Source organism: Roseivivax sp. CAU 1753 (assembly GCF_054482575.1).
Window position 1 is genome coordinate 895,851 of the sequence record NZ_JBTLRF010000001.1, and the last position, 24,289, is coordinate 920,139.

The following is a 24,289-nucleotide window of genomic DNA, read 5'->3' on the forward strand; positions in this document are numbered from 1 at the left end:
CGGTCACCCGATCCGGTCCCACAGATCGAACTCGGGCGCCGCCTTGCGCCTGAGCTTGGCCTCGATCTCGGGGCTGAGCGTCAGGTCCCGGCGCGGCGAGACGTTTTCCCTTGGCAGGTCGATCGAGACCCCCAGTCGCGCTTCGAGGAAATCCACAAGACGACCCTGATCCTCGTAGCGGAAGAAATGCGTGACTTCGGTTCCATTGGGCCGGGGTTCGACGAACTTGGACTGGTCGCCGATATTGGCAAAGGGCGGCCGGTCGCCACGACAATAGGAATCGACGAAGGCATCGAAGGACATGTCCCTGGTCGATACCCGCTTGCCATCGAGAAACGGTCGCTGGCGATAGCGATACCACGACCCCAGCCACGAGATCGGTTCCCGGATGACGGCCAGCACATCCATGTGATCGGCGCCCATCTTCTCGAACATCGGGCGAAAGAAGCGGTTGTAGCGATAGACCGGCGCGTGTTTCAGCTCGGGCGGGTCGTTGACCACCATGCCGGCATGCGGCGCCAAGGCCTTGGCATAGGCCGACGTGCCCGTTTTGGGCACCGCCAGCATCACCAGCCGTGCTTTCCAGAAGACCAGCATGTCCCGCCTGTTCCCGCCCTTTTCCGCTCCGGCCTAAACTACTTCTTAACCAAAATCGAAAAAAGCTGGCTATGTCGAATTTTCTTGAAATGTTCCCTTTTTGATCTCATATGGTTGAGAACAAGAGGTGAACGACGCAGTCATTGCCGCCCGGCGACGGGTGTGGAATAAGGACGGGAAGACAAGCATATGGCAGACCTACTCTCCATGGACAGCAAGCGGACGGCAGACAAGCAGAAGGCCCTCGATTCGGCGCTCGCGCAGATCGAACGGCAATTCGGCAAGGGCTCGATCATGAAACTCGGGGGCGAGAACGCCTTTCGGGACATCGAGGCCACATCGACGGGCTCTCTCGGCCTCGATATCGCGCTTGGTATCGGCGGGTTGCCGATGGGCCGGATCATCGAGATCTACGGGCCGGAATCCTCGGGCAAGACAACGCTGACGCTGCATTGCGTGGCCGAGCAACAGAAAAAGGGCGGCGTCTGCGCCTTCGTCGACGCCGAACACGCGCTTGATCCGCAATACGCCAAGAAGCTGGGCGTCGATCTTGACGAGCTTCTGATCTCGCAGCCCGACACCGGCGAGCAGGCGCTCGAGATCACCGATACGCTGGTGCGCTCCGGCGCGGTCAACATGGTGGTGGTCGATTCGGTCGCGGCCCTGACCCCCAAGAGCGAGCTTGAGGGCGACATGGGCGACTCCAGCGTCGGCGTTCAGGCGCGGCTCATGAGCCAGGCGATGCGCAAGCTGACCGGTTCGATCAGCCGCTCGAACTGCATGGTGATCTTCATCAACCAGATCAGGATGAAGATCGGCGTCATGTTCGGCTCGCCCGAGACGACGACGGGCGGCAACGCGCTGAAATTCTATTCCTCCGTGCGGCTCGATATTCGCCGCATCGGTGCGATCAAGGACCGCGACGAGATTGTCGGCAACGCCACTCGCGTGAAGGTCGTCAAGAACAAGGTGGCGCCGCCCTTCAAGCAGGCCGAATTCGACATCATGTATGGCGAAGGCATCTCGAAGACCGGTGAGATGATCGATCTGGGCGTGAAGGCCGGCGTCGTCGAGAAGTCGGGCGCGTGGTATTCCTACGGCGATGAACGGATCGGCCAGGGCCGCGAGAACGCCAAGACGTTCCTGAAGGAAAACAAGGCCATGGCGCTTGAGATCGAAGACAAGATCCGGGCCGCGCACGGGCTTGATTTCGACATGGCCAAGGAAGACGACGCGGATGTCCTAGAGGGCTGACGCCCCTCTCGGACCGTCCCGGTCGCAGCTCTTCGGGCCCGTGCGGCCCCGCATCGCCCCGGCCCCTGCGCCGGGGCCTTTCGTTTTGCGCCGCTCTGACCGTGGACACCCGCCCCCCCCGGCGATACATCTCGGCCAATGTCACCCACCCGTGAGACCGGAAGGCCCGAGAATGCCCAGCCTCAATGATATCCGCGCCACCTTCCTCAGCTATTTCGAGAAGCAGGGACACGAGGTCGTCCCCTCCTCACCGCTGGTGCCGCGCAACGATCCGACCCTGATGTTCGCCAACTCGGGCATGGTGCAGTTCAAGAACCTGTTCACCGGGCTCGAACATCGCGACTATACCCGCGCCACCTCCGCGCAGAAATGCGTACGCGCCGGGGGCAAGCACAACGACCTCGACAACGTGGGTTACACCGCGCGCCACCACACCTTTTTCGAGATGCTGGGCAACTTCTCGTTCGGGGATTACTTCAAGCAAGAGGCGATCCCCTTTGCCCATGAACTGATCACCAGGGAATTCGGCATCGACCACAAGCGCCTGCTGGCGACGGTCTATCACACCGATGACGAGGCCTTCGAGATCTGGAAGAAGATGGGCATCCCCGAGGATCGCATCATCCGCATCGCCACGTCGGACAACTTCTGGCAGATGGGCCCGACCGGCCCCTGCGGCCCCTGCACCGAGATCTTCTACGACCACGGCGATCACATCTGGGGCGGACCGCCGGGATCGCCCGAGGAAGACGGCGACCGCTTCATCGAGATCTGGAACATCGTCTTCATGCAGAACGAGCAGTTCGAGGACGGCACCATGCGCGCGCTCGACATGCAGTCGATCGACACCGGCATGGGCCTTGAACGGATCGGCGCGCTGCTTCAGGGCAAGCACGACAACTACGACACCGACCTCATGCGCGCGCTCATCCTGGCCTCGGCCGAGGCGACATCGTCGGACCCGGACGGGCCGGGCAACGTGCATCACCGGGTAATCGCCGACCACCTGCGCTCGACCTCGTTCCTGATCGCCGATGGCGTCATGCCATCGAATGACGGGCGCGGCTATGTGCTGCGCCGGATCATGCGCCGGGCCATGCGCCATGCGCATCTCTTGGGCGCGAACGACCCGGTCATGCACCGCCTCGTGCCCGCGCTGGTGCACCAGATGGGGGCGGCCTACCCCGAACTCGGCCGCGCGCAGGCACTGATCGAAGAGACCCTGCGCCTTGAAGAGACGCGGTTCCAATCGACGCTCGACCGCGGCCTCAAGCTGCTGGACGACGAGCTTGCCAAACTGCCAGAGGACGCCGCCCTGCCCGGCGAAGCGGCGTTCAAGCTCTACGACACCTACGGCTTTCCGCTGGACCTGACCCAGGACGCGCTGCGCGAAAAGCACCGCACCGTCGATACCGAGGGCTTCGACACCGCCATGGCCGCGCAGAAGGCCAAGGCCCGCGCCGCCTGGTCCGGCACCGGAGAGGCCGCCGATGCGGCGATCTGGTTCGACATCGCCGAGGCCCATGGGGCCACCGATTTTCTGGGCTACGACACCGAAACCGCCGAGGGCCAGATCCTGGCGCTGGTGCAGGACGGTGCCGAGACCGACAGCGCCGCCAAGGGCGACAGCGTGCAGGTCGTGCTGAACCAGACGCCGTTCTACGCCGAGGCCGGCGGCCAGGTCGGCGATACCGGAGAGATCGTCACCGACGAGGGCCGTGCCCAAGTCACCGACACCCGCAAGGTCGCGGGCGTGTTCATCCACTTCGCCGAGGTGACCGAGGGCGCGCTGAAAAAGAGCGACGCCGCGCGGCTGGTCGTCGATCACGCGCGCCGCACCAACATCCGGGCCAACCACTCGGCCACGCACCTTCTGAACGAGGCGCTGCGCCGGGCGCTGGGCGATCACGTCGCACAGCGCGGCTCGCTCAACGCGCCCGACCGTCTGCGCTTCGATTTCAGCCATGCCAAGGCGCTGAGCGCCGCCGAGATCGAGACCGTCGAACGCGAAGTCAACGATTACGTCCGTCAGAACGCCCCCGTGGAGACGCGCATCATGACGCCGGATGACGCGCGCGGCCTGGGTGCGCAGGCGCTCTTTGGCGAGAAATACGGCGACGAGGTGCGCGTCGTTTCCATGGGCATCGATCCCGATGCGCGGAAAGGCACCCGGGGTGACACCTACTCGATCGAACTTTGCGGCGGCACCCATGTGGGCCGCACCGGAGAGATCGGGGCGTTCACGGTGCTGGGCGATTCCGCCTCGGCCGCGGGGATCCGCCGGATCGAGGCGCTGACCGGACAGGCGGCGCTCGATTATCTGCGCGGACAGGACCAGCTGGTCAGCCGTCTGGCAGGCGAGATGAAGACCTCTGTCGCCGATCTTCCCGACCGGCTGCGGGCGCTTCTCGACGAGCGCAAGGCGCTTGCCAACGAGGTGGCGCAACTCAAGCGCGACATCGCCATGGGCGGCGGCGGCAATGCCGGGGGCGGCGCAGAGCCGCGCGATGTGGGCGGTGTGAAATTCCTGAGCCAGGTGTTGTCGGGCGTCTCGGGCAAGGACTTGCGCCCGCTGATCGACGCACACAAGCAGCGCATCGGCTCGGGCGCGATCCTGCTGGTGGCCGACGCCGACGGCAAGGCGGCGGTCGCGGCAGGCGTGACCGACGATCTGACCGGCAAGGTGTCGGCGGTCGATCTGGTCAAGGCCGCCGTCGAAGCGCTGGGCGGCAAGGGCGGCGGCGGACGGCCCGACATGGCCCAGGGCGGTGCCGCCTCGGCCGAGAATGCACAGGCGGCCATCGCTGCCGCAGAAACCGTGATCGGAGGATAGGATGCCCGCACTCTGGATAGCCCATGTGCACGTGACCGACGCCGAGGCCTATGGCAAATATGCAAAGCTGGCAGGCCCGGCGATTGCCGCCCATGGCGGCACCTTCCTGGCCCGTGGCGGTCGCTATGTCGTGCTCGAAGGCAACAAGACCGCGGCGGGCGACGCGCGCGAGCGCCACGTGGTCGCGCGGTTCCCGTCGGTCGAGGCGGCAGAGCAATGCTACCGATCGGACGCCTACCAGGAGGCGCTGAACCACGCCCGCGACGCGTCAGAGCGCGACCTGCTGATCATCGAGCTGTCCGAGGAATAGTGCCTCAGGGCACCTCGCGGTCGAACAGGATCGTGCCGGACATGATCCCCTGACGCCAGGCGCATTGATCGTCCCGCTGATTGAGATGTGCCCAGGCACTGACCGCAAACCGGTCGGGTGACATCAGCACGATAAAGGCGTTGATGAAGTCGCGCGGGACCGTGGTTTCAAGGATGTCGGGCGCTTCGAACGGGGCGCGATCCTCGGGCGACAGGCTTTCGATCTGGTAGCTGTAGGCCAGGTATTCCGCGGTCGCCATGCAATGCGCCACCGGGCACGGAACCACATCGTAGAGCGCGTGAGTCAGTTCGTGCACCACGATGCTGTCGAAGAACCGCGCGATGGGCACATGGGCGAAGGCGCTGTCGGGCTTGCGCAATGCCGCCATGGTTTCCGGTACGTGCAATTCGATCAGACCTTCGCCGCAGTGGAACAGACCGAAGCAACCATGCGGGTTGATCTGCCGGGTCAGCATGATCTCGACCGGATCCTGCACCGTCAGCCCGCATTCCCCGAACAGGGCCAGCGCCTGCTCGGCCGCAGTGCAGACCTTCGCGCGCAGCGACGGTGACGCGCCCGAGACCGACACCGGACCGTCGCCGCAGGGTTCGGGCTCTGCCGCCAACGACGTGGCGACGGCGATCAACGGCAAGACGGCAGCGCGACGCAGCATTCCCCGGCGGTCCTTTCGCATCAGGATAGCAACGCAGGGTAGCAATGCCGGGGCGCAGCGCAAAGAGGTCTCCTGGCGCTGCGCGGGTTCCTGCCCTCAGGGCGCGCGCGACTGCCGCTTGCGCTCGTGCGGGTCCAGATAGCGCTTGCGCAGACGCACGGACGTGGGCGTCACTTCGACCAGTTCGTCGTCGTTGATATAGGCGATCGCCTGTTCCAGCGACAGCGTGATCGGCGTTGTCAGGCGCACCGCTTCGTCGGTGCCGGACGCGCGGACGTTGGTCAACTGCTTGCCCTTGAGCGGGTTCACCTCGAGGTCGTTCTCGCGGCTATGCTCGCCGATGATCATGCCGGTGTAGACCGGGGTCTGCGCGCCGATGAAGAACTTGCCGCGGTCTTCCAGCTTCCAGAGCGCGTAAGCGACCGCGGTGCCGTTCTCCATCGAGATCAGCACACCGGCGCGGCGGCCCGGGATCGGCCCCTTGTGCGGGGCCCAGCCGTGAAAGACGCGGTTCATGACGCCGGTGCCGCGCGTGTCGGTCAGAAACTCGCCGTGATAGCCGATCAGGCCGCGCGCGGGGACGTGCGCCACGATACGGGTCTTGCCGGCGCCCGCGGGCTTCATTTCGACCAGATCGCCCTTGCGCGCCCCGGTGATCTTTTCGATGACCGCGCCGGAATAATCGTCATCGACGTCGATCACAACCTCCTCGATGGGCTCTTCCAGTCCGTTTTCGCCGTCGCGCAGGATGACCTGCGGGCGCGAGATCGACAATTCGAATCCTTCGCGGCGCATGTTTTCGATCAGCACGCCCATCTGAAGCTCGCCCCGGCCCGACACCTCGAAGGCCTCGCCGCCGGGCGTGTCCTTGATCTTGATCGCGACGTTGGATTCGGCCTCTTTCATCAGGCGCTCGCGGATCACGCGCGATTGCACCTTCTTGCCTTCCCGGCCCGCCAGCGGCGAGTCGTTGATGCCGAAGGTGACGGTGATGGTGGGCGGGTCGATCGGCTGCGCTTCAAGCGGTTCCTCGACCGCGAGGGCACAGATCGTGTCGGCCACGGTGGCCTTGGTCATGCCCGCGAGCGAGACGATATCGCCGGCCGTGGCTTCGGGGATGTCCTGCTGGCCGAGGCCGCGGAAGGCGGTGATCTTGGTGACGCGGAACTGCTCGATCTTCTGGCCGATGCGCGACAGGGCCTGCACGGTGGCGCCGACCTTGATGTGCCCGGATTCGACGCGCCCGGTCAGGATGCGGCCGACAAAGGGATCGTTGCCCAGCGTGGTCGCGAGCATGCGGAAATCCCCGTCCCGGCGCTTGAGCTGCTTGGGGGCGGGAACGTGGTTGAGGATCAGACGGAACAGCGCATCGAGATCCTTGCGCGGTCCGTCAAGCTCGGCATCGGCCCAGCCCGCACGACCCGAGGCGTAGAGATGCGGAAAGTCGAGCTGATCCTCGTCCGCGCCGAGGTTGGCGAACAGATCGAAGCATTCGTCGAGCGCGCGGTCCGGCTCGGCGTCGGGCTTGTCGACCTTGTTCAGCACAACGATCGGGCGCAGGCCAAGGGCGAGCGCCTTGGAGGTCACGAATTTCGTCTGCGGCATCGGGCCCTCGGCGGCATCGACCAGCAGCACGACGCCATCGACCATCGACAGAATGCGTTCGACCTCGCCGCCGAAATCGGCGTGGCCGGGGGTGTCGACGATATTGATGCGGTGGCCCTTCCATTCGACCGAGGTCGCCTTGGCAAGGATGGTGATGCCGCGCTCGCGCTCGAGGTCGTTCGAATCCATGGCACGTTCGGTGGTGGCCTGGTTCTCGCGGTAGGTGCCGGATTGTTTCAGAAGCTCGTCGACCAGCGTTGTCTTGCCGTGGTCCACGTGAGCGATGATTGCGACGTTGCGCAGGTCCATAAGGAGTATCCAATAATCTCGAGGGTCGCGCGCGGCCTATAACCCGGCGGCGAAAAAGGCCAGCGCTTTCCGGCGAAACCTCGCGTCCATTGCATGCGGGTCGCGGTGCGCCCTGCCCCGGACCTGATCCGGGGCCTCGTCGGTCGCACGCACCCTATGCAAAAGGGCGACCCGCAGGCCGCCCTTCCGTGCAAAAACCGGCGCGCGTCAGCCGCCGTAGACGATGTTCGGCAGCCAGATCACCACTTCCGGAAACAGCATGCAGATAACCAGACCGACGATCTGCAACCCCAGGAACGGCAGCGCCGCCTTGAAGATGTCGGTCATCGGGATCTCGGGCGGGGCAACCCCGCGCAGGTAGAACAGCGCATAGCCGAACGGCGGCGACAGAAAGCTCATCTGCATGTTCACGAGGTAGAGCACCCCGAACCACAAGACCAGGTCGTCGGGATTGTCGAGCCCGAAGGCCTGCGCCCCAAGCACCTTGATGATCGGTACGAAGATCGGCACGCACAGAAGCAGGATGCCCACCCAGTCCAGGAACATGCCCAGCACCACCAGAAGCACCTGCATCAGGATCAGGATCCCCCAGGGGCCGAGGCCGGTGGCGGCCAGGCTTTCCTGCACGAACTGCTGACCGCCCTCGAGCACGTAAAGCCCGACGAAGATCGTCGCACCGAACATGATCCAGATCACCATCGCGCTGGCCTTGAGCGTGGTCAGCGACGCCTCGCGTACCGTCTGCCAGTCGAGCTTGCGGTGAATCGCCGCCACGATGAAGGCCCCGAAGGTGCCGATGCCCGCGGCCTCGACCGGTGTGGCCACACCCGAGAAGATCACACCCAGCACCAGCGCGATCAGCACGATAGGGGCCGACATGTTGCCCAGCAGGCGGAGCTTCTGGGCGTTCGAGATCCGCTCTTCCACCGGGATCGGCGGGCCGACCTCGGGGTTGATGTAGCTGCGCACGATCACATAAGCGATGTACATGCCCGACAGCAGCAGGCCCGGAATGACCGCGCCGATGAACAGCTCACCCACCGACTGCTCGGCCACCACCGCATAGATGATCGCCAGGATCGACGGCGGGATCAGGATGCCAAGCGTACCGCCCGCCATGATCGACCCCATGGCGATCTTCGGGTCATAGCCGCGGTTGAGCATCGCAGGCAGCGCGATGATCCCCATCGTCACCACCGCCGCGCCGATCACGCCGACCATCGCCGCAAGCACCGTGGAGGCCAGGATCGTCGCCGCCGCGAGGCCGCCCTTCACGCCGCCGAGAACCTTGTAGATCACATCGAACATGTCGTTGATGATCCCGGCCCTTTCCAGCATCGCGGCCATGAAAATGAACAGCGGGATCGCCGACAACTGGTAATTCGTCATCAGCGGAAAGATCCGGCTGGGCACGATGTTGAGCGCGCGTTCGTCGCCCAGAACGAACAGAAACACGCAGGCCAGACCGCCGGTCACGAAGGCCAGCGGCAGACCCGCCATCAACAGCACCAGAAGCGTGCCGAACATGATCAGCGTGAGCCAGCCAATACCAATCTCAAGTCCCATGGATCAGGCCCCCCGCATCGCGACTTGGATGTCTTTCATCAGTTTCGACACCCCCTGCAGGACCAGCAGCAGCGCGCCGATCACCATCACCCATTTCATGGGCCACAAGGGCACCTCCCATTCGTTGAACGAAATCTCGCCCCAGCGGATGCTGTCATCGGTCCATTGCCCGAAACTCCAGTTCGCCAGCATCTCTCCGGTCGGGATCTCGCCGCGTGCCCACTGGCTGATCAACCCGTTGCCCGACGGCACCGCGATGGCATCCATGGCGAAGATCCAGCTGGTCACCAGCAGCGTGCCCGCGAAGATGAAGAAGAAGACCGAGGTGGCGATATCGACCCAGGCTTTCTTCTTGCGTGGCAGCGGCGCATAGAAGATGTCGACCCGCACATGCTGTTCGGTCAGCATCGCATAGGATCCGGCGATCAGGTATTGCATGCCGAACATCAGATACATCGCCTCATGCGCCCAGTTCGTCGGCGAGTTGAAGACATAGCGCGAGATCACCTCGAAGTAGTAGACGAAGACCGCGATCACCGCCCAGTAGGCGGTGAACTCGCCGCAAAAGAGACAGAGCCGGTCGATCCAGTTCTTCACGTAGCGGCTGTCGTCCTCCATCACGCCGATGCCCGCCTCGCGCAGCTTGCGGTCGTTTTCCGTCTCTTCCTCCTGCGGCAGATTGGCGTTGGCGCGACGGATCAGGAAGGGCAGCAACAGCGCATCAATGGCGATCATCGCCAGCAGCAGATAGAGCGCATTGCGCCCCATCGACGCCCAGTAGGCCCGCACGTCCTGCGCCGCGCGCAACGGTGTCTCAAGCTCGGCCAGGGCGGCGTTCGCCTCGTCGATCCGCGCCTGCCCCTGCGCGATGGTGCGCTCGGCCCGGTCCAGCCGCCGCTGGGCCGCCTTTTGCTGGAACGATCCTTCCTCGGCCTCGGCCAGAACGGTTCGGAACCCCTCGATATCGGCGCGGGCCTCGCCCACGCGCCCCTCCTCGCGATCAAGCATGCGCAGCGCGACGCGTTCCTCGTTGGCCAGGTTCGACACCGCTGTGCGGGCATCCTGTTGCTGACCGTTGGAATAGAGAATGACCAGAAACACCGGGATGAAAACGAACCCCCAGAGGTTCCTCACGTAGAACCGATGCAGACCCAACATGCCGCCGGTGACCAGGATCATGTAGCCCAGCGCCGTCGAATACTGCTTTCTCTCAACCTTGGGACGCTTCGCGAGCGCCATGGCGATCAGCGGGAAGACGATCAGCCCCACCCAATAGAGCCAATGCGGCAGCGTGAAACTGATACCGGGCATGTCCTGTCCCTCTTGTTCTGGTGTCCGACATGTGGGACCGCCCGTCACACGGGGTGGCGGGCGGTCGCGTCATGAACGGCAGGGTTGATCAGAGATCGAGCGTCAGACCGTCGGTCAGGGACGGATCGACATAGCCGAGCGACCCCGACTGCATGTAATCGAGCTGGATCTTGAAGACCCGCGCCGCGTTCGGATCGCGGTTGGCGTAGTCGAACCAGATCGGCACCGCGACCTCGGTCATCAGCTCGACGTCATCCTGCGACAGGCGCGTGACCTCGACGCCGTCGGCCTCGAACTTGCCCCAGGCTTCCTGGTCGGCCTTCTGGATCGCCGCATGGTGCATGTCCGAGTAGACATGGGTTTCCATCTCGACGAATTGCCGCATCTGCGGCGACAGCGCGTTCCACGCATCCATCCCCACCGTGATGTCCATGAGGTCGACCGGCTGGTAGAGCGACATGAATCCCGGGGGACCCATGACGATGTAATCGGTAACCTGGCTGAAGCCGAGCGCGTAGTTGACCGCCGGGCCCACGTAATCGGCCACATCGATGGTGCCCTTTTCGAGCGCCGGGAAAATCTCGGAGCCGGGCAGAACCGTGGTCTCGGCCCCGATCTCGGTGAAGACCTCGGCGACCATGCCGCCGGGCAGGCGCATCTTGCGGCCCGCGAAGTCGTCGATCGACCGGATCGGCACCTTCGAGTGGATGATATTGGGTCCGTGGTGGACCGGCCCGACGAACATCAGGCCCTGCTCCGCGAACAGCTCGCGCGCGATCTCGAGCCCGCCGAGGCCGTAATAGAACACGTCCCACTCATGCGGATTGCGCAGGCCCAGCGGATAAGAGGTCAGGAAGGTCGCCGCCGGAATGATGCCCTGACCGTAGATCGTGAAGGGGTTGATCGCGTCCAGAACACCGTTCTTCACGGCGTCGTAAAGCTGGAAATCGCCCACGACATCGTTGGCGCCGAAGGGCTGGAAGGCCAGTTCGCCGTCGGTCTTCTCGGTGATGGTCGCACACCAGTCCTTGAAGATCTGAAGTCCCGCGCCGCCGGGCCAGGATGTCTGGATCTTCCAGGTGGTGCCGTGCGCGGCGGCAGTGGCGATATGCGGTGCCGCGAGCGTGGCCGCTCCGGCGCCAGCGAGGGTGCGCAGCGCCAGGCGCCGCGTGGTCTTCATATGCATAACTTCCTCCCTTAGGTATTGTTTTTATGTAGCAATTTCGCACATACAGGCGCCGGGCATCGGGATCCTTCGACCGTTTCAGGTGCAGCAACACTTTGTATACAAGCGCCATTGCCTGCCCGGAGGCTAGTTGACCGAAACCGAAGCGCAAGTGTTTTCGTCTCTGCATCGCGGCAAGACGCGTCAGCCCGGGGGTGCCCCGCGCGGCACGTTCTCGCTCATCTGCCGGGCAATGGTCAGATCGCCCACCAGTTGCGCCTCGGCGGCCGCGCGCGCCGATGCGTCGGGAATGCGCAGGATATACGACGGGTGCCAGGTGATCAGCACCGGCGTGCCGTCCGCCGTCTGCTCGAGCCGCCCCCGTCGCCCGGCGATGCCCTTGCCCGAACCGGTCAGCGCCTCTGCCGCCGTCGCCCCCATCGCCACCAGAAGGCCGGGGCGGATCAGCGCCTGTTCGAGGTCGAGCCACCAGCGGCAGGCCTCGACCTCGCCCGCGTCAGGGCGCTGGTGGATGCGGCGGCGACCGCGCGGCTGAAACTTGAAATGCTTGACCGCATTGGTTATGTAGACCGCCCCTCGATCCATCCCCGCCTGCGCCGCCGCCCGATCAAAGACCTGTCCGGCGGGGCCGACAAAGGGCAGGCCCAGCAGGTCCTCGCGGTCGCCCGGCTGTTCGCCGACGATCATCAGGGGCGCATCCTGCGGCCCCTGCCCCGGCACCGCCTGGGTTGCGTGACGGCACAGATCGCAGCGCGTGCAGCCGCGAACCTCGTCGGCCAGCACCGCCACCGGACCCTCGGGGGCGGGTTTTGCCAGCACCCGTGCCGCATGGTCCGACAGCGCCCGCGCGCGGCGCCCCGGGTCGGGCAGCGGCATGGTGTCGGCCATCGCGCGTACCCGCGCCTCGGCGCCTTCGATCAGCCCGGGGATCAGCTCTGCCTCGGGCAGGTTCTTCCAGTATTTCTTCGGCATCTCGGCGCACATCGCCTTCACCATCACCCGCGCGGGGTTGAAGATCGACGCATAGTAGGTCCGCCAGAGGTCTTCGGTGGCGTCCTCGGGCGGGCGGTCTGGCGCTTGCGTCTGCTCGAAGTGCAGATGCCCGTCCGTGAAACGCGCGGTCAGATCGGGGGTCGCGATGACCCAATCCATGTCGCCGAACCGCTTGGCAAAGAACGGCGCGCCGCGTTCGAGGCAGGGATGCTCGGGCTCGAACCAGGCGGCGAAGGCGCGGCGCGACCCGTTGCCCGCCACTTCGCGGAACCGCACGAAGGCGTGCATCTTGTGCACGTCGCGCCCGATGGCCTTGGCCTGCGCCAGCAGTACCGCGATGTCCCGGTCGGCGCGGTCCCCCCAGACGGCCCTGCCCTCGGCGATGCGCAGGACCACGCGGTAGGCCCGCGCGAAGCGTTCGGGGTCGGAATGACAAAGCGCGCTTTCGATGCCGTCGATGGCCGCCTTCGACAACGATATATTGCGCGCCTGCCCGGCCTTGCCCACGGGACCGCCCGCGAACAGATCCGCCGAGGCATCGCCCCTGCGCCAGAGCACGTCTTCCGGCGCGACACCCGCCCGCGCCAGGGCACGCGCCTCGCGCCGCCAGGCGGCGACCGTGCCGATGCGGGGCAGAACCACCTCGTGCATCAGAACAGCGACAATTGTTCCGGCGGCGCCGCAAAGCGGGCGCGGAGACGCTGTTCCTCGAGCAGGCCGCGCGGGCTCCATCCTGGCGCGGTGATGAAGGCGCGGGCCCGCGATACCACGGCCCCCATCGCCTTGAGATGCTCGTAGCGCACCATCCCCCGCCGCCGCGCCGCCAGCAGGCGACCAACAGTGCGCGTGCCAAAGCCCGGCACCCGCAGAAGCGCCTCGCGCGGGGCGACGTTGATGTCGACGGGGAAGTGTTCGCGATGCGCCACCGCCCAGGCCGTCTTGGGGTCGAGATCGAGGTCGAGCATACCGCCCGCACCGCCGATTTCGTCGACCTGGAAATCGTAGAACCGGAGCAGCCAGTCGGCCTGGTAAAGCCGGTGTTCGCGCATCAGCGGCGCGGGCTTGATCGGCAGCGCCTTCGCGGGGTCGGGAATGGGCGAGAAGCCCGAATAGTAGACCCGGCTCAGCCCGTAGCTGGCATAAAGGTCCGCGCTTTGCGTCAGGATGGTGCGGTCATTGGCCGCATCGGCGCCGACGATCACCTGCGTCGACTGGCCCGCGGGGGCGAATTTCGCGGGCCGCTTGCCGCGCCAGCTTTTGCCGCTGCGGCTGGCTTCGCGTCGCACGCGCACGTCGGCCATGGTCTGCTTGATGTTCACCGCGTCCTTTTCGGGGGCGAGGTCCTTCAGCGCCCGCTCGGTCGGCATCTCGATGTTGATCGACAGCCGGTCTGCCCATTTCCCGGCCTCGTCGATCAGCTCCGGGCTGGCGGAGGGGATGGTCTTGAGGTGGATGTAGCCGCGAAACCCTTCCTGTTCGCGCAGGGTCCGCGCAATCCGGGTCATGTCGGCCATGGTCTCGTCCGGCGAGCGGATGATGCCCGAGGACAAAAAAAGCCCTTCGATGTAGTTGCGGCGGTAGAATTCGATCGTCAGATTGACCACTTCCTCGACAGAAAAGCGCGCCCGTTCGACGCGCGAGGAGGCGCGATTGATGCAATAGGCGCATTCGTAGATGCAGAAATTCGTCATCAGGATCTTGAGCAGGGAGATACACCGCCCGTCCGGTGCGTAGGCGTGACAGATGCCCGAGCCACCGGCGGACCCGACGCCCTTGCCGTCCCGCGAATCCCGCCTTTCGCCGCCTGACGATGCGCAGGAGGCGTCGTATTTCGCGGCGTCCGACAGGATCGCCAGCTTTTCGGATAGGGTGCGCTTTGCCATGTTGTTCATGATATGTTCCACGGCAGAACAGAACAAGCACAAAGGGTGCGGCAGGCGGTCGCGTCGGCGATTTTACTCCGAGGCCCCGGATCTGGTCCGGGGCCTCGGGTCGGACCTCAGGCCGCCTTGCGACGGGCCGGACGCCGTTTCTTCGACGGTCCGCCATAGGATTGGCCGCCGCCACCGCCTTGCGGTTTGCCACCGCGACCGCGCTGTCCGCCGCCGCCACCGCGACGCCCCGGCTTGGGGGCCGATACGGCTGCAGGACGGGTGCCGAAGGCCACCGGGATCTCGGTCTTCATGACCTTCTCGATCTGTTCCAGCAGCTCGACCTCTTCGGCCGAGCAGAACGCGATCGCCTCACCCTCGCGTCCCGCGCGAGCGGTCCGACCGATGCGGTGCACGTAGTTGTCCGGCACATCCGGCAGTTCGTAATTGATCACGTAGGACACGCCCGGAATGTCGATGCCGCGGGCGGCCACGTCGGTCGCCACGAGGATGTTGATGCTGCCGTCGCGGAACGCCTTGATGGCGCGGTCGCGCTGTCCCTGGCTCTTGTTGCCGTGGATCGACGCGGCGTTGAAGCCGTCGGCCACCAGGCCTTTCATCAGCTTCTCGGAGCCGTGCTTGGTGCGCCCGAAGATCAGCGTCAGCGCGTCGGGATCGTTCGACAGGATCTCGCGCAGACGCGCGGGCTTGGCCCCCTTCTCGACGAATTGCACCGACTGGCTGACCTTGTCGGCGGCCTTGCCCGGAGGCGACACCTGAACCTTGCGCGGGTTGGTCAGATAGGCGCCCGACAGCTCTTCCATCTGTTTCGGCATGGTGGCCGAGAACAGCATGGTCTGGCGCGGCGTGCCAAGCTTGGGCGCGATCTTCCGCAGCGCATGGATGAACCCCATGTCGAGCATCTGGTCGGCCTCGTCGAGCACCAGGTGCCGCACCGAGGACAGATCGACCGCGCGGCGGTCCATCAGGTCCATCAGCCGTCCGGGCGTGGCGACAAGGATGTCGGTGCCGCGGGCCAGCGTGGTGATCTGGCGGTTGATGGACTGGCCGCCGACCACCGTGGCCACCTTGATCCGCGTTTCGCGGGTCAGGCCGCGCAGCGCGTCGGCGATCTGGTTCACCAGTTCGCGCGTCGGGGCCAGGATCAGCGCCTTGGCCTGTTTCGGCGCGGGTTTGCCCGGCTCGGCCAGCAGGTGGTCGATCAGCGGCAGGCCGAAGGCCAGCGTCTTGCCGGTGCCGGTCTGGGCGAGGCCAAGAATGTCGTGGCCTTCAAGCGCCAGCGGAATGGCCTTGTTCTGAATGGGGGTGGGTTCGGTCAGGTTGTTTTGTGCCAGGGCGGCGTTGAGGGCCGGCGCAAGGCCGAGCATGTCGAAATCGAACAAGAGATATCCTTTATGTCGCCCACTTGCGGCCCATACCTTGGGATCTCGCGCGGGCAAGATGCATGGCTGCGGGGATCGCAGCGCACACGAGGGTCAAGCGCGGCCTCGGGAGGATGCGGGCGTATCCCGCGCCATCCGGCCGTCGCATCAGGAACCCTGCGTGATGGGGAACTGGAGTTGTTGTTTACGCTGGTGCGCCCGAAACGACAGGCACGGCTTGCTCACGCGGCAGCGCAGCGTAGGACCGAGATGAGGGTTCGGGCCCGATAAGTCAAGATGAAAGCGCGGTTTTTCCCGACTGACGCGGCGAAACCCCGCTCAGACGGGGCCGGCCCCGGCTTCTGCCCCTGCGTCCGCGGCGCCGGAGACTGTGCGGGCGGCGGAGCGGTGGCGCGTGGCCATTTGCCGACGCACAAAGGCCAGCACAAAAATGGCCGTCAGGATCAGCACGATGGTCGGGGCCGGTGCGGAATCCAGAAAGAAGCTCAGGTAGGTGCCGGTCAGCATCGCGCCCATGCAAACCGCCACCGACAGCCACAGCATGTTGCGGAAGGTTCGCACCAGCAGGAACGCGATGGCCCCCGGCGCGATCAGAAGCCCGATTGACAGGATCAGCCCCGCCGCCGACAGCGTCGCCACGATGGTCAGCGACAGCGCCGCCAGTAGTCCGTAATGCAGCCAGCCGACCGGCAGCCCCGCCGCATGCGCCTGCGCCGGATCGAAGGCCTGCAGCATCAGGTCCTTCCAGCGCAGCAGCAATCCGCCACCGACCACCAGCGCGATGATACCCGCGGTCCACAGCTCGTGCGGCTCGACCCCCAGCATGTTGCCGAACAGGATGTGATCGAGATGCGCGTTGGTCTCGATCGACACGTAAAGCACGATGCCCGCGCCGAACATGCCCGAAAAGACGACCCCCATGACGGTGTCCTGCTTGACCCGGGAATTGCCCGCCAGAAAGCCGGTCGCGACCGAGCAGAACATGCCCGCCACGAAGGCACCGATGATCAGCGGGATGTTGAGGATATAGGCCAGCACGATGCCCGGCAGCACCGCGTGGCTGACCGCGTCGCCCATCAGCGCCCACCCCTTGGTGACCAGAAAGCACGACAACAGCGCGGTGGGCACCGATACCAGAACGGCGATCAGGAAGGCGTTCTGCATGAACGGAAGCTGGAATGGCAGCAGCAGCGTCTCGATGATCATGCCGGCTCCTTTCGCGGCGGGCCCTGTCGCAACGCGGCCCCGGCCCGGGCGCGCGCCGCCAGCCAGCCGTATTTCGGGGCGAATACAAAGGCGGTCAGGAACACGAGGGTCTGCAGGCTGACGATGACACCGCCGGTCGCCCCGTCGAGAAAGTAGCTGACATAGGCCCCCAGAAAGCTGGTGACCGCCCCGATGGCGATCGAGGCCAGGATCAGGCGCGGGAAGCGGTCGCACAGCAGGTAGGCCGTGGCCCCGGGCGTCACCACCATGGCGATGACCAGAAATGCGCCGACCGTCTGCATCGCGGCGACCACGCAGGCCGACAGCAGCACGAAGAACATCGCTTTCAGCAGACCGGGCCGCAATCCGATGGCGCGGGCATGGTTCTCGTCGAAGAAAGTGACCATCAGGTCTTTCCATTTCAGCGTCATCACCCCGAGCGTGACGAAACCGATGATCGCCAGTTGCAGCGTGTCCCCGGGCGTGATGGCCAGGATATTGCCCATGGTGATGGTCTGGACCGACACCGACATCGGGTTCACCGACACGATGAACAGCCCCAGCCCGAAGAACGAGGTGAAGATCATGCCGATGATCACGTCGACCTTGAGGCCCGAGCGTTCGGACAGGAACAGCATCGCCCCCGCCGCCAGCCCGCCCGCGATGAACGCGCCGAGCGCAAAGGGCAAGCCCAGGATATAGGCCCCCGCCACCCCCGGCACGACCGAATGCGAAAGCGCGTCGCCGATCAGCGACCAGCCCTTGAGCATCAGGTACGCCGACAGGAAGGCGCAGACACCGCCGACCAGCGACGACACCCAGATCGCGTTGGTCATGTAGCCATATGTGAAGGGCTCGATCAGGGTCTCGATCATGACGGGTGCTCGGATGCGAAACTCAGATGCCGCAACACGCCGCCGAAAGCCTCTTCGAGCTTGTCGCGGGTGAAGGTCGTCTCGGTCGGACCGTGGTGCAGGACCGTGCCCTTGATCAGAACCGTCCGGTCGCAGAAGGACTGCACGGTGCCAAGGTTGTGGGTCGAGACCAGCATCACCCGGCCTTCCGTCTTCAATTCGCGAAGAAGTGCGATGATGCGTTCTTCGGTCTTCACGTCGACGCCGGTGAAGGGCTCATCCAGCAGGATCACCTGCCCCTCCTGCGCCAGCGCGCGGGCCAGGAAGACGCGTTTGCGCTGCCCGCCCGATAGTTCGCCGATCTGGCGGCCCCGGAAATCGGCCATGTCGACGCGCGCCAGCGCCTGTGTCACGGCGGCCCGGTCGGCGGGCTTGGGGCGGCGCAGAAAGCCCATATGGCCGTAGCGGCCCATCATCACCACATCCTCGACCAGGATCGGGAAGTCCCAGTCGACCTCTTCGGCCTGGGGCACATAGGCCACGAGGTTGCGCTTGAGCGCGTCGTTCACCGGCATGCCCAGAAGCTCGATCTCGCCGCGCGCCGGTGGAACAAATCCCATCAATGCCTTGAAAAGTGTCGATTTGCCCGCGCCATTGACGCCCAGAAGGGCGGTGATCGACCCGCGCGGCACCTCGAAACTGGCATCCCAAAGCGCGGTGTGCCCGTTGCGGTAGGTCACCGTCAGATCGCGCACGGAAACGCCGTGGCCTGCGCCTGCGGGCATTGCGGTGTCGGTCTTGGGTTGGTCGTGTATCATGCGGGCTCCGTTCGGCGCGGCGTGGCGCACAAGCTCAGTTCATCGCCTTCGAGAGGCCCTCGACCACGGTCGCGGAGGTCACCCGCAACAGATCGAGATAGGTCGGCACAGGGCCGTCCGGCGCGCTCAGGCTGTCCACGTAAAGGACGCCGCCAAAGGCCGCGCCGGTTTCGCGTGCGACCTGTTCGGCGGGGGCGCTGCTGACGGTGCTTTCGCAGAACACCACGGGGATGTCGTTGTCGCGTACACCGTCGATGACCGCGCGCACCTGCTGCGGCGTACCGACTTGATCGGCGTTGATCGGCCAGAGGTACAACTCTTTCAAGCCCAGATCCCGCGCCAGATAGCTGAACGCGCCCTCGCAGGTCACCAGCCAGCGCCGGTCTGCCGGAACGGTCGCGACCTGCGCCCGCAGCGGTTCAAGCGTGGCGCGCAGTTCGGCCTTGTAGCGCGCCGCGTTGGCGGCATAGACCCCGGCGTTATCAGGGTCGTTCTCGATGAACGCCTTTTCGATATTGTCGATGTAGATCAGCGCGTTATCAAGCCCCATCCAGGCGTGCGGGTTGGGCTTGCCCTCGTATGACCCGCTCGAGATCGAGATCGGATCGATGCCATCGCTCAGCGTGGCCGAGGGCACGTCGCGCAGATTGCCGAGAAACTGCTCGAACCACAATTCGAGGTTGAGACCGTTCCACAGCACGAGATCCGCATCGAGCGCGCGCACGATGTCGCGCGGCGTCGGCTCGTAGCCATGGATCTCGGCCCCGGGCTTGGTCACAGACACCACCTCTGCCGCCTCGCCGGCGACGTTGGCGGCCATGTCGGCCAGCACCGTGAAGGTCGTCACGACCTTCATTTTGTCAGCTGCCACGCCTTGCGTCGCCACAAGCGCGCCCGCAGCGGCCAAAGCCAGGATTGTCGGTTTCGGAATCATCGATTGCTCCTTCGGATCCACCTCTCATGCATTTAGGAATGATTTGCAACTGTCAAGTCAGTTGCGAGTGATTTGCAATAAGCGCTTGATGCGCGGCGGCCCTTTGTGCATTCAGAAGGCATGACAGATGGCAGCGCCTTGGCAGACAAATTCACGCAGGCCTTGCGGGACTCCGGCATCCGGATCACCCGCCAGCGCGCGGCATTGCTGGACATCATCGCGCAATCCGACGACCACCCCGATGCGGTCGAGTTGCACCGCCGCGCCAGCGACACGGTGCCGGGCATCTCCCTGTCGACGGTCTATCGCACGCTCAGCGCGCTCGAGGAGCATGGCGTCATCCAGCGGCTGCAATTCGAGGGCGACACCGCGCGTTTCGAACACGCCGAACTGGAACACCACGACCACATGATCGACGTCGACAGCGGCGATGTGGTCGAGTTCCGGTCCGAAGAGATCGAGGCGCTGCAGGAAGCGCTGGCCGCCAGCTTGGGCTACGAGATCGTGCATCACCGCATGGAGCTTTACGTGCGCAAGATCGCGTCGAAGAAGCCCGGCCCGAAAACGCTCTGAGATCGGTCGACGCTTTGACCGCCCTGCCCGGGGCCGCGGATCACGCGGCGATCCGGCTGCCGCGCATCGTTTTGCCCCGCGCCCTGCCCCTCGGGTTGCCCGCCCTGCGGGAAATCGGGTCGAATTCCGCCGAAGCTTGCGATCCGTCAATCCAGACGCGCCTGCTTGTCCTAAACTCGCGGCATCAGGCCCGGGGTCGTGCAAGTGTTCAAGTCGGTATCCAATCTGTCTCGCCCAACGGCCCGCCGCGACCTCGGTCAACAGCGTCGGCGGGTCCGTTTGATGCGCCGAACCGTTGCCGATGCCATGACCCGGGATCCGGTGACCGTGTCGCCGGACATGACCCTGGCGCATATCGTCGACCAGATCGTGCTGCGCCACTGGATCGACGTGTTGCCCGTGGTCGAGGATGGCCATCTGCTGGGCAAGCTCGACAGCAACGTGCTGAGCGGGATCGAGCGGTCGTGCTGGGACGTCACCCGCGCCAACGACATCTTCATCGGGCTGTCCGATGACAGGTTGCTGTCGCCGCCGACAGGGCTGGCCGTCGTGCTGGACTTGATTGCGCGGACCGGACAGCGCAAGTTCCTTGTCGCCGAGGGCCACCGCCTGCTCGGGGTGATCACGCTGGGTGACCTGACGGAGTATTTGCCACCGGCATGACGACCTGCACCAATGCGCCCCCTTGTGCCGTCGGCCCTGCCTGCCGGAACGAGGACACCGAAAACGGAACACCGATGCCAGATGCCTCCGACAGCCAGATCCTGACCGCGCTGATGGAAACGACCCCGGACGCCGTTGTCGTGCTGGACGACACCGGCACCATCCTGCGGGCCAACGGCGCGACCAGCCATCTGTTCGGACATGCCGCGCCGGACCTGCCCGGAATGGATATCCGCACGCTGCTGCCGGAAGACGCCTGGACCAGAACGGCCTCTGTCGCCGGATCGGCGCGGCACGTCGATGGCATCCGCAAGGACGGCACGGTCTTCCCGCTGCGCCTGTCGGTCGGTTCGGCGCACACCGGCGACACGGACGTCTACGTGGCGATCCTGCATGACCGGACGGCGCGGGTGGCCAGCGAAAACGCGCTGGCGCGCACCATGCGGCTTGATGCTGTCGGCCAGATGACCGGTGGTATCTCGCACGATTTCAACAACCTTCTGACGATCATCATCGGCAACCTCGAACTGGCGGAGCAGGCGGAGCCGGACGCCAGAATGGCGCGTTACCTCACCCATGCGATGGATGCCGCCGAAAGCGGGGCCAACCTGACCGCGCGGCTGATGATCTTCGCGCGCAAGGGCAGCCTGCAGCCCGTGGTCTCGGATGTCGGCGCGATTTGCCGACGAACCATCGATATGCTCGAACGCACGCTTGGCGCGAGCTACACGATCGCCGTCAACTGCCCGACAACGGTAAGCCCCGTGCTGGTCGACCCCGGCCAGCTTGAATCCGCCCTGATCAATCTGGCTGTGAACGCCCGTGACGCCATGCCCCACGGCGGCCACCTGCTGTTCCAGGTCGAGGAAATCACCATCGACGACACCTACATGGCTCAGGAAACCGACGTCGCACCGGGGCGCTATGTGCGCTTGTTGGTCAGCGATGACGGCGAGGGCATGCCGCCGGAAAGCCAGGCCCGCGCCTTCGAGCCGTTCTTCACCACCAAGCCGGCAGGCAGCGGCACCGGCCTTGGCCTTGCCATGGTCTACGGATTCGTGCGGCAATCGGGCGGCCACATCACGCTTTACAGCGAGCTTGGGCATGGCACCAGCATCGGGCTTTACTTCCCGGCCCTGCCACCGTCAGAGGCGACGGGCCCCGATGCCCGGAGCGGCGCGGCGACAGCGGACCTGCCGATGGGTCACGGCGAGCGCATCCTGCTGGTCGAGGACAGCGACCGGGTCCGGCAGATCACCGTTTCGCGGCTGGGCGCCCTGGGCTACGATGTCGACACGGTCGATGACGGGGACGCCGCCTGGCGCATGCTGCAGGGCGGCGCAAAGGTCGATCTGGTATTCTCGGACGTCGTCATGCCCGGAACGCTCAACGGATTCGACCTGCGCGCGCGCATCCGCGATGCCTATCCCGACCTGCCGGTCCTGCTGACCTCGGGCTATGCCAGCGACGTGGTCACCGGCAGGATGCGCGGGTCGGAACCGGTCGAGATACTGCACAAGCCCTATCGCCTTCACGACTTGGCGCGACGGCTTTCGGCGCTTCTGTCATCGCCCCCGGGCTGAAGGCGCGTGACATCGCAGGCCAGGGTATAGCCGACCCCGCGCACCGTCTTGATCAGCTGCGGATCGCCCGGCTTGCGCTCGATCTTCTTGCGCAGACGCGCCACCTGGTTGTCGATGGTCCGGTCCAGCGGGCTCCATTCGGCGCCGCCGGTCAGGTCCATCAGGCGATCGCGCGACAGTACGCGCTTGGCGTTCTGGACGAAGACGTCCAGCAGCTTGAAATCGCCGCTGGTCAGATCGCACCGGTCGCCGTTGCGGTCGAAAAGCTCGAAGCGTTCGGGCACGATGACCAGACCGTCGATGCCGTAGGCGGGCGACGCGTCCGTTACATGCAAGGGGGTCTGGTCCGTCTGCTCGGGCAGCGGCGCGGACGTCTCGCCATCCGGCATCCGGCGCAACACGCTGCGGACCCGCGCCAGGACCTCGCGCACGTGGAACGGTTTGGTGATGTAGTCGTCGGCCCCGATCTCCAGCCCGATCACCCGGTCGAGCACGTCGCCGCGCCCGGTCACCATCACGATCGGCACGTCCGATGTCTTGCGGATGCGGCGGGCGACATCAAGGCCGTCCTCCGCCCCGAGCTTGAGATCCAGCGTCACAAGGCGGACATCATTGCCCGCAAGACAGGCGATGGCCTCTGCGCCGCAAGCCGCTTCGCAGACCGCAAAGCCACCCCCTTCGAAGACGTCCCGAAGAAGTGTGCGGATTGTTGCGTCGTCATCGACGACCAGAATTAGCCGTTCGGTCATGGGGAAAAATTAGCCGGTCGCCAAGGGGAAGCCCAGTGCTCTTCCGCCTTGTTGCCAAAGCCCGACAGCGGCGTCGATACAAATCCATACCAAAAGATACAGTCATGGGCGGAATACCGCGACACTTGGCAGCAACTCTGAACCCAATCAATCCCGGGGGATCAGACGATGTACGTCACCATTTCGAATCACGCCACCGCGTCCGACGGCTTCAACGATCTGCCGGAGCGCATTCGCACCTTGCCCGAAACGAAGCTCGCGGCCGGGACCACGCTGTTTCGCGAAGGCGACCGGGTGGCGCGGATCTACCAGGTCGTGACCGGCGTCGTCAGCCTGACCCGGATTCTCGAAAACGGGCGCAGGCAGATCATCGCCTTTGGCTTTCCCGGCGACATCGTGGGCTTTGCCTGCGACGGGCGTTACCACACCGATTGCGAAGCGCTGTCGCTTGTCCGACTGCAACCCTATCTCGCGTCGCAGATCGACGAAACCACCGGCGATCCGAACCTGCGCGCCCGCTTTCTCGATGCCGCCCTGCGCGAAATCGCGGCCATGCAGGACCACTTCATGATGCTGGGCCGCAAGTCCGCAACCGAAAAGGTCGCAGCTTTCCTGACGGTTCTGGCAAGCCGGGCGGGCGTCACCGTCGATGACCACCAGCAGGTCGACCTGCCAATGAGCCGCGCCGACATCGCCGATTTCCTGGGTCTGACCACCGAAACCGTCAGCCGCGTGCTGAGCCAGTTGCGGCGCAGTCGGCTGATCAAGCTCGACGGGATACACCGGGTGGTCCTGCTGCGACCCGAGGCGCTGGCCTGCGTCGCCAAGGGCGGCTGCGACTGACCGGCGGCGCGCCTCCGATAGACGTCGACCGCGCCCCTTGATCGGGATCAATGTCAACCGCGCAGGATTTGCTAGCCTCGGGGCAGCCCGTCCGGACCGGGGCGTCTGACTGGACGCCCGGATCGGCAGCTGCCCTGGTATCTTGCAATGACGAC

21 protein-coding genes are annotated in these 24,289 nt (G+C 65.2%); 7 read left to right on the plus strand and 14 right to left on the minus strand.

Annotated features, from left to right (window positions below; translation table 11 throughout):
• Positions 1 to 3 precede the first annotated feature (3 nt).
• Positions 4 to 597: a gamma-glutamyl kinase gene (locus ACXYMN_RS04060; RefSeq protein WP_459012162.1), complete on the minus strand. Its 594-nt coding sequence runs from the start codon at positions 595 to 597 to the stop codon at positions 4 to 6.
• 189 nt (positions 598 to 786) lie between these two features.
• On the opposite strand from ACXYMN_RS04060, the gene recA reads away from it, so the two are divergent.
• The 3 genes from recA (at position 787) to ACXYMN_RS04075 (ending at position 4,994) form a co-directional block, all read left to right on the plus strand.
• Positions 787 to 1,851, plus strand: a complete 1,065-nt coding sequence (gene recA, locus ACXYMN_RS04065; RefSeq protein ID WP_459012164.1) for a recombinase RecA — start codon at positions 787 to 789, stop codon at positions 1,849 to 1,851.
• A gap of 172 nt (positions 1,852 to 2,023) precedes the next feature.
• Entirely contained in the window at positions 2,024 to 4,684 is a 2,661-nt protein-coding gene (alaS, locus tag ACXYMN_RS04070; protein ID WP_459012165.1) for an alanine--tRNA ligase, read from the plus strand.
• A gap of 1 nt (position 4,685) precedes the next feature.
• Positions 4,686 to 4,994, plus strand: a complete 309-nt coding sequence (locus ACXYMN_RS04075) for a DUF1330 domain-containing protein (RefSeq protein WP_459012166.1) — start codon at positions 4,686 to 4,688, stop codon at positions 4,992 to 4,994.
• A gap of 4 nt (positions 4,995 to 4,998) precedes the next feature.
• Here ACXYMN_RS04075 and ACXYMN_RS04080 read toward each other — a convergent pair whose 3' ends face one another.
• The 12 genes from ACXYMN_RS04080 to ACXYMN_RS04135 form a co-directional block, all read right to left on the minus strand.
• Positions 4,999 to 5,667, minus strand: a complete 669-nt coding sequence (locus tag ACXYMN_RS04080) for a DUF6639 family protein (protein ID WP_459012167.1) — start codon at positions 5,665 to 5,667, stop codon at positions 4,999 to 5,001.
• Between the two features lie 96 nt (positions 5,668 to 5,763).
• A complete protein-coding gene (typA, locus tag ACXYMN_RS04085; RefSeq protein WP_459012168.1) occupies positions 5,764 to 7,581 on the minus strand; it encodes a translational GTPase TypA in 1,818 nt (605 codons plus the stop codon).
• A 207-nt stretch (positions 7,582 to 7,788) separates the two neighbouring features.
• Complete coding sequence (locus tag ACXYMN_RS04090) at positions 7,789 to 9,147, minus strand: TRAP transporter large permease (protein WP_459012169.1); 1,359 nt, start codon at positions 9,145 to 9,147, stop codon at positions 7,789 to 7,791.
• Between the two features lie 3 nt (positions 9,148 to 9,150).
• On the minus strand, positions 9,151 to 10,458 hold the full coding sequence (locus ACXYMN_RS04095; protein WP_459012170.1) for a TRAP transporter small permease subunit: 1,308 nt from the start codon (positions 10,456 to 10,458) through the stop codon (positions 9,151 to 9,153).
• An 88-nt stretch (positions 10,459 to 10,546) separates the two neighbouring features.
• Positions 10,547 to 11,644, minus strand: a complete 1,098-nt coding sequence (dctP, locus tag ACXYMN_RS04100; RefSeq protein WP_459012172.1) for a TRAP transporter substrate-binding protein DctP — start codon at positions 11,642 to 11,644, stop codon at positions 10,547 to 10,549.
• 183 nt (positions 11,645 to 11,827) lie between these two features.
• Positions 11,828 to 13,288 carry a UdgX family uracil-DNA binding protein gene (locus ACXYMN_RS04105; RefSeq protein WP_459012173.1) on the minus strand — a complete coding sequence of 487 codons (1,461 nt, stop codon included), beginning with the start codon at positions 13,286 to 13,288 and terminating at the stop codon, positions 11,828 to 11,830.
• Positions 13,288 to 14,520 carry a putative DNA modification/repair radical SAM protein gene (locus ACXYMN_RS04110; RefSeq protein ID WP_459012357.1) on the minus strand — a complete coding sequence of 411 codons (1,233 nt, stop codon included), beginning with the start codon at positions 14,518 to 14,520 and terminating at the stop codon, positions 13,288 to 13,290. The genes ACXYMN_RS04105 and ACXYMN_RS04110 overlap by 1 nt, the downstream gene beginning before the upstream one ends.
• A 116-nt stretch (positions 14,521 to 14,636) precedes the next feature.
• Entirely contained in the window at positions 14,637 to 15,911 is a 1,275-nt protein-coding gene (locus ACXYMN_RS04115; protein WP_459012174.1) for a DEAD/DEAH box helicase, read from the minus strand.
• Positions 15,912 to 16,229: 318 nt separating this feature from the next.
• Positions 16,230 to 17,117, minus strand: a complete 888-nt coding sequence (locus ACXYMN_RS04120; RefSeq protein WP_459012175.1) for a metal ABC transporter permease — start codon at positions 17,115 to 17,117, stop codon at positions 16,230 to 16,232.
• Positions 17,114 to 17,992, minus strand: a complete 879-nt coding sequence (locus ACXYMN_RS04125; protein WP_459012176.1) for a metal ABC transporter permease — start codon at positions 17,990 to 17,992, stop codon at positions 17,114 to 17,116. Before ACXYMN_RS04125 ends, ACXYMN_RS04120 begins: the two co-directional genes overlap by 4 nt.
• On the minus strand, positions 17,989 to 18,789 hold the full coding sequence (locus tag ACXYMN_RS04130) for a manganese/iron ABC transporter ATP-binding protein (protein WP_459012177.1): 801 nt from the start codon (positions 18,787 to 18,789) through the stop codon (positions 17,989 to 17,991). Before ACXYMN_RS04130 ends, ACXYMN_RS04125 begins: the two co-directional genes overlap by 4 nt.
• A gap of 34 nt (positions 18,790 to 18,823) precedes the next feature.
• A complete protein-coding gene (locus ACXYMN_RS04135; RefSeq protein ID WP_459012178.1) occupies positions 18,824 to 19,723 on the minus strand; it encodes a metal ABC transporter substrate-binding protein in 900 nt (299 codons plus the stop codon).
• A 120-nt stretch (positions 19,724 to 19,843) separates the two neighbouring features.
• Here ACXYMN_RS04135 and ACXYMN_RS04140 point away from each other — a divergent pair, with 120 nt between their 5' ends.
• The 3 genes from ACXYMN_RS04140 to ACXYMN_RS04150 all read left to right on the plus strand — a co-directional run bounded on the left by ACXYMN_RS04140 (position 19,844) and on the right by ACXYMN_RS04150 (position 22,542).
• Positions 19,844 to 20,296: a Fur family transcriptional regulator gene (locus ACXYMN_RS04140; RefSeq protein ID WP_459012179.1), complete on the plus strand. Its 453-nt coding sequence runs from the start codon at positions 19,844 to 19,846 to the stop codon at positions 20,294 to 20,296.
• 282 nt (positions 20,297 to 20,578) lie between these two features.
• On the plus strand, positions 20,579 to 20,959 hold the full coding sequence (locus ACXYMN_RS04145) for a CBS domain-containing protein (RefSeq protein WP_459012180.1): 381 nt from the start codon (positions 20,579 to 20,581) through the stop codon (positions 20,957 to 20,959).
• 74 nt (positions 20,960 to 21,033) lie between these two features.
• The gene (locus ACXYMN_RS04150; RefSeq protein WP_459012181.1) at positions 21,034 to 22,542 is read left to right on the plus strand and encodes an ATP-binding protein; all 1,509 of its coding nucleotides are present in this window, start codon (positions 21,034 to 21,036) and stop codon (positions 22,540 to 22,542) included.
• On the opposite strand, the gene ACXYMN_RS04155 is transcribed toward ACXYMN_RS04150, so the two are convergent.
• Entirely contained in the window at positions 22,491 to 23,291 is an 801-nt protein-coding gene (locus ACXYMN_RS04155; RefSeq protein ID WP_459012182.1) for a response regulator, read from the minus strand. The two genes, ACXYMN_RS04150 and ACXYMN_RS04155, sit on opposite strands and share 52 nt — an antisense overlap.
• Before the next feature lie 168 nt (positions 23,292 to 23,459).
• On the opposite strand from ACXYMN_RS04155, the gene ACXYMN_RS04160 reads away from it, so the two are divergent.
• Positions 23,460 to 24,134: a helix-turn-helix domain-containing protein gene (locus tag ACXYMN_RS04160; protein WP_459012183.1), complete on the plus strand. Its 675-nt coding sequence runs from the start codon at positions 23,460 to 23,462 to the stop codon at positions 24,132 to 24,134.
• Positions 24,135 to 24,289: the final 155 nt, after the last annotated feature.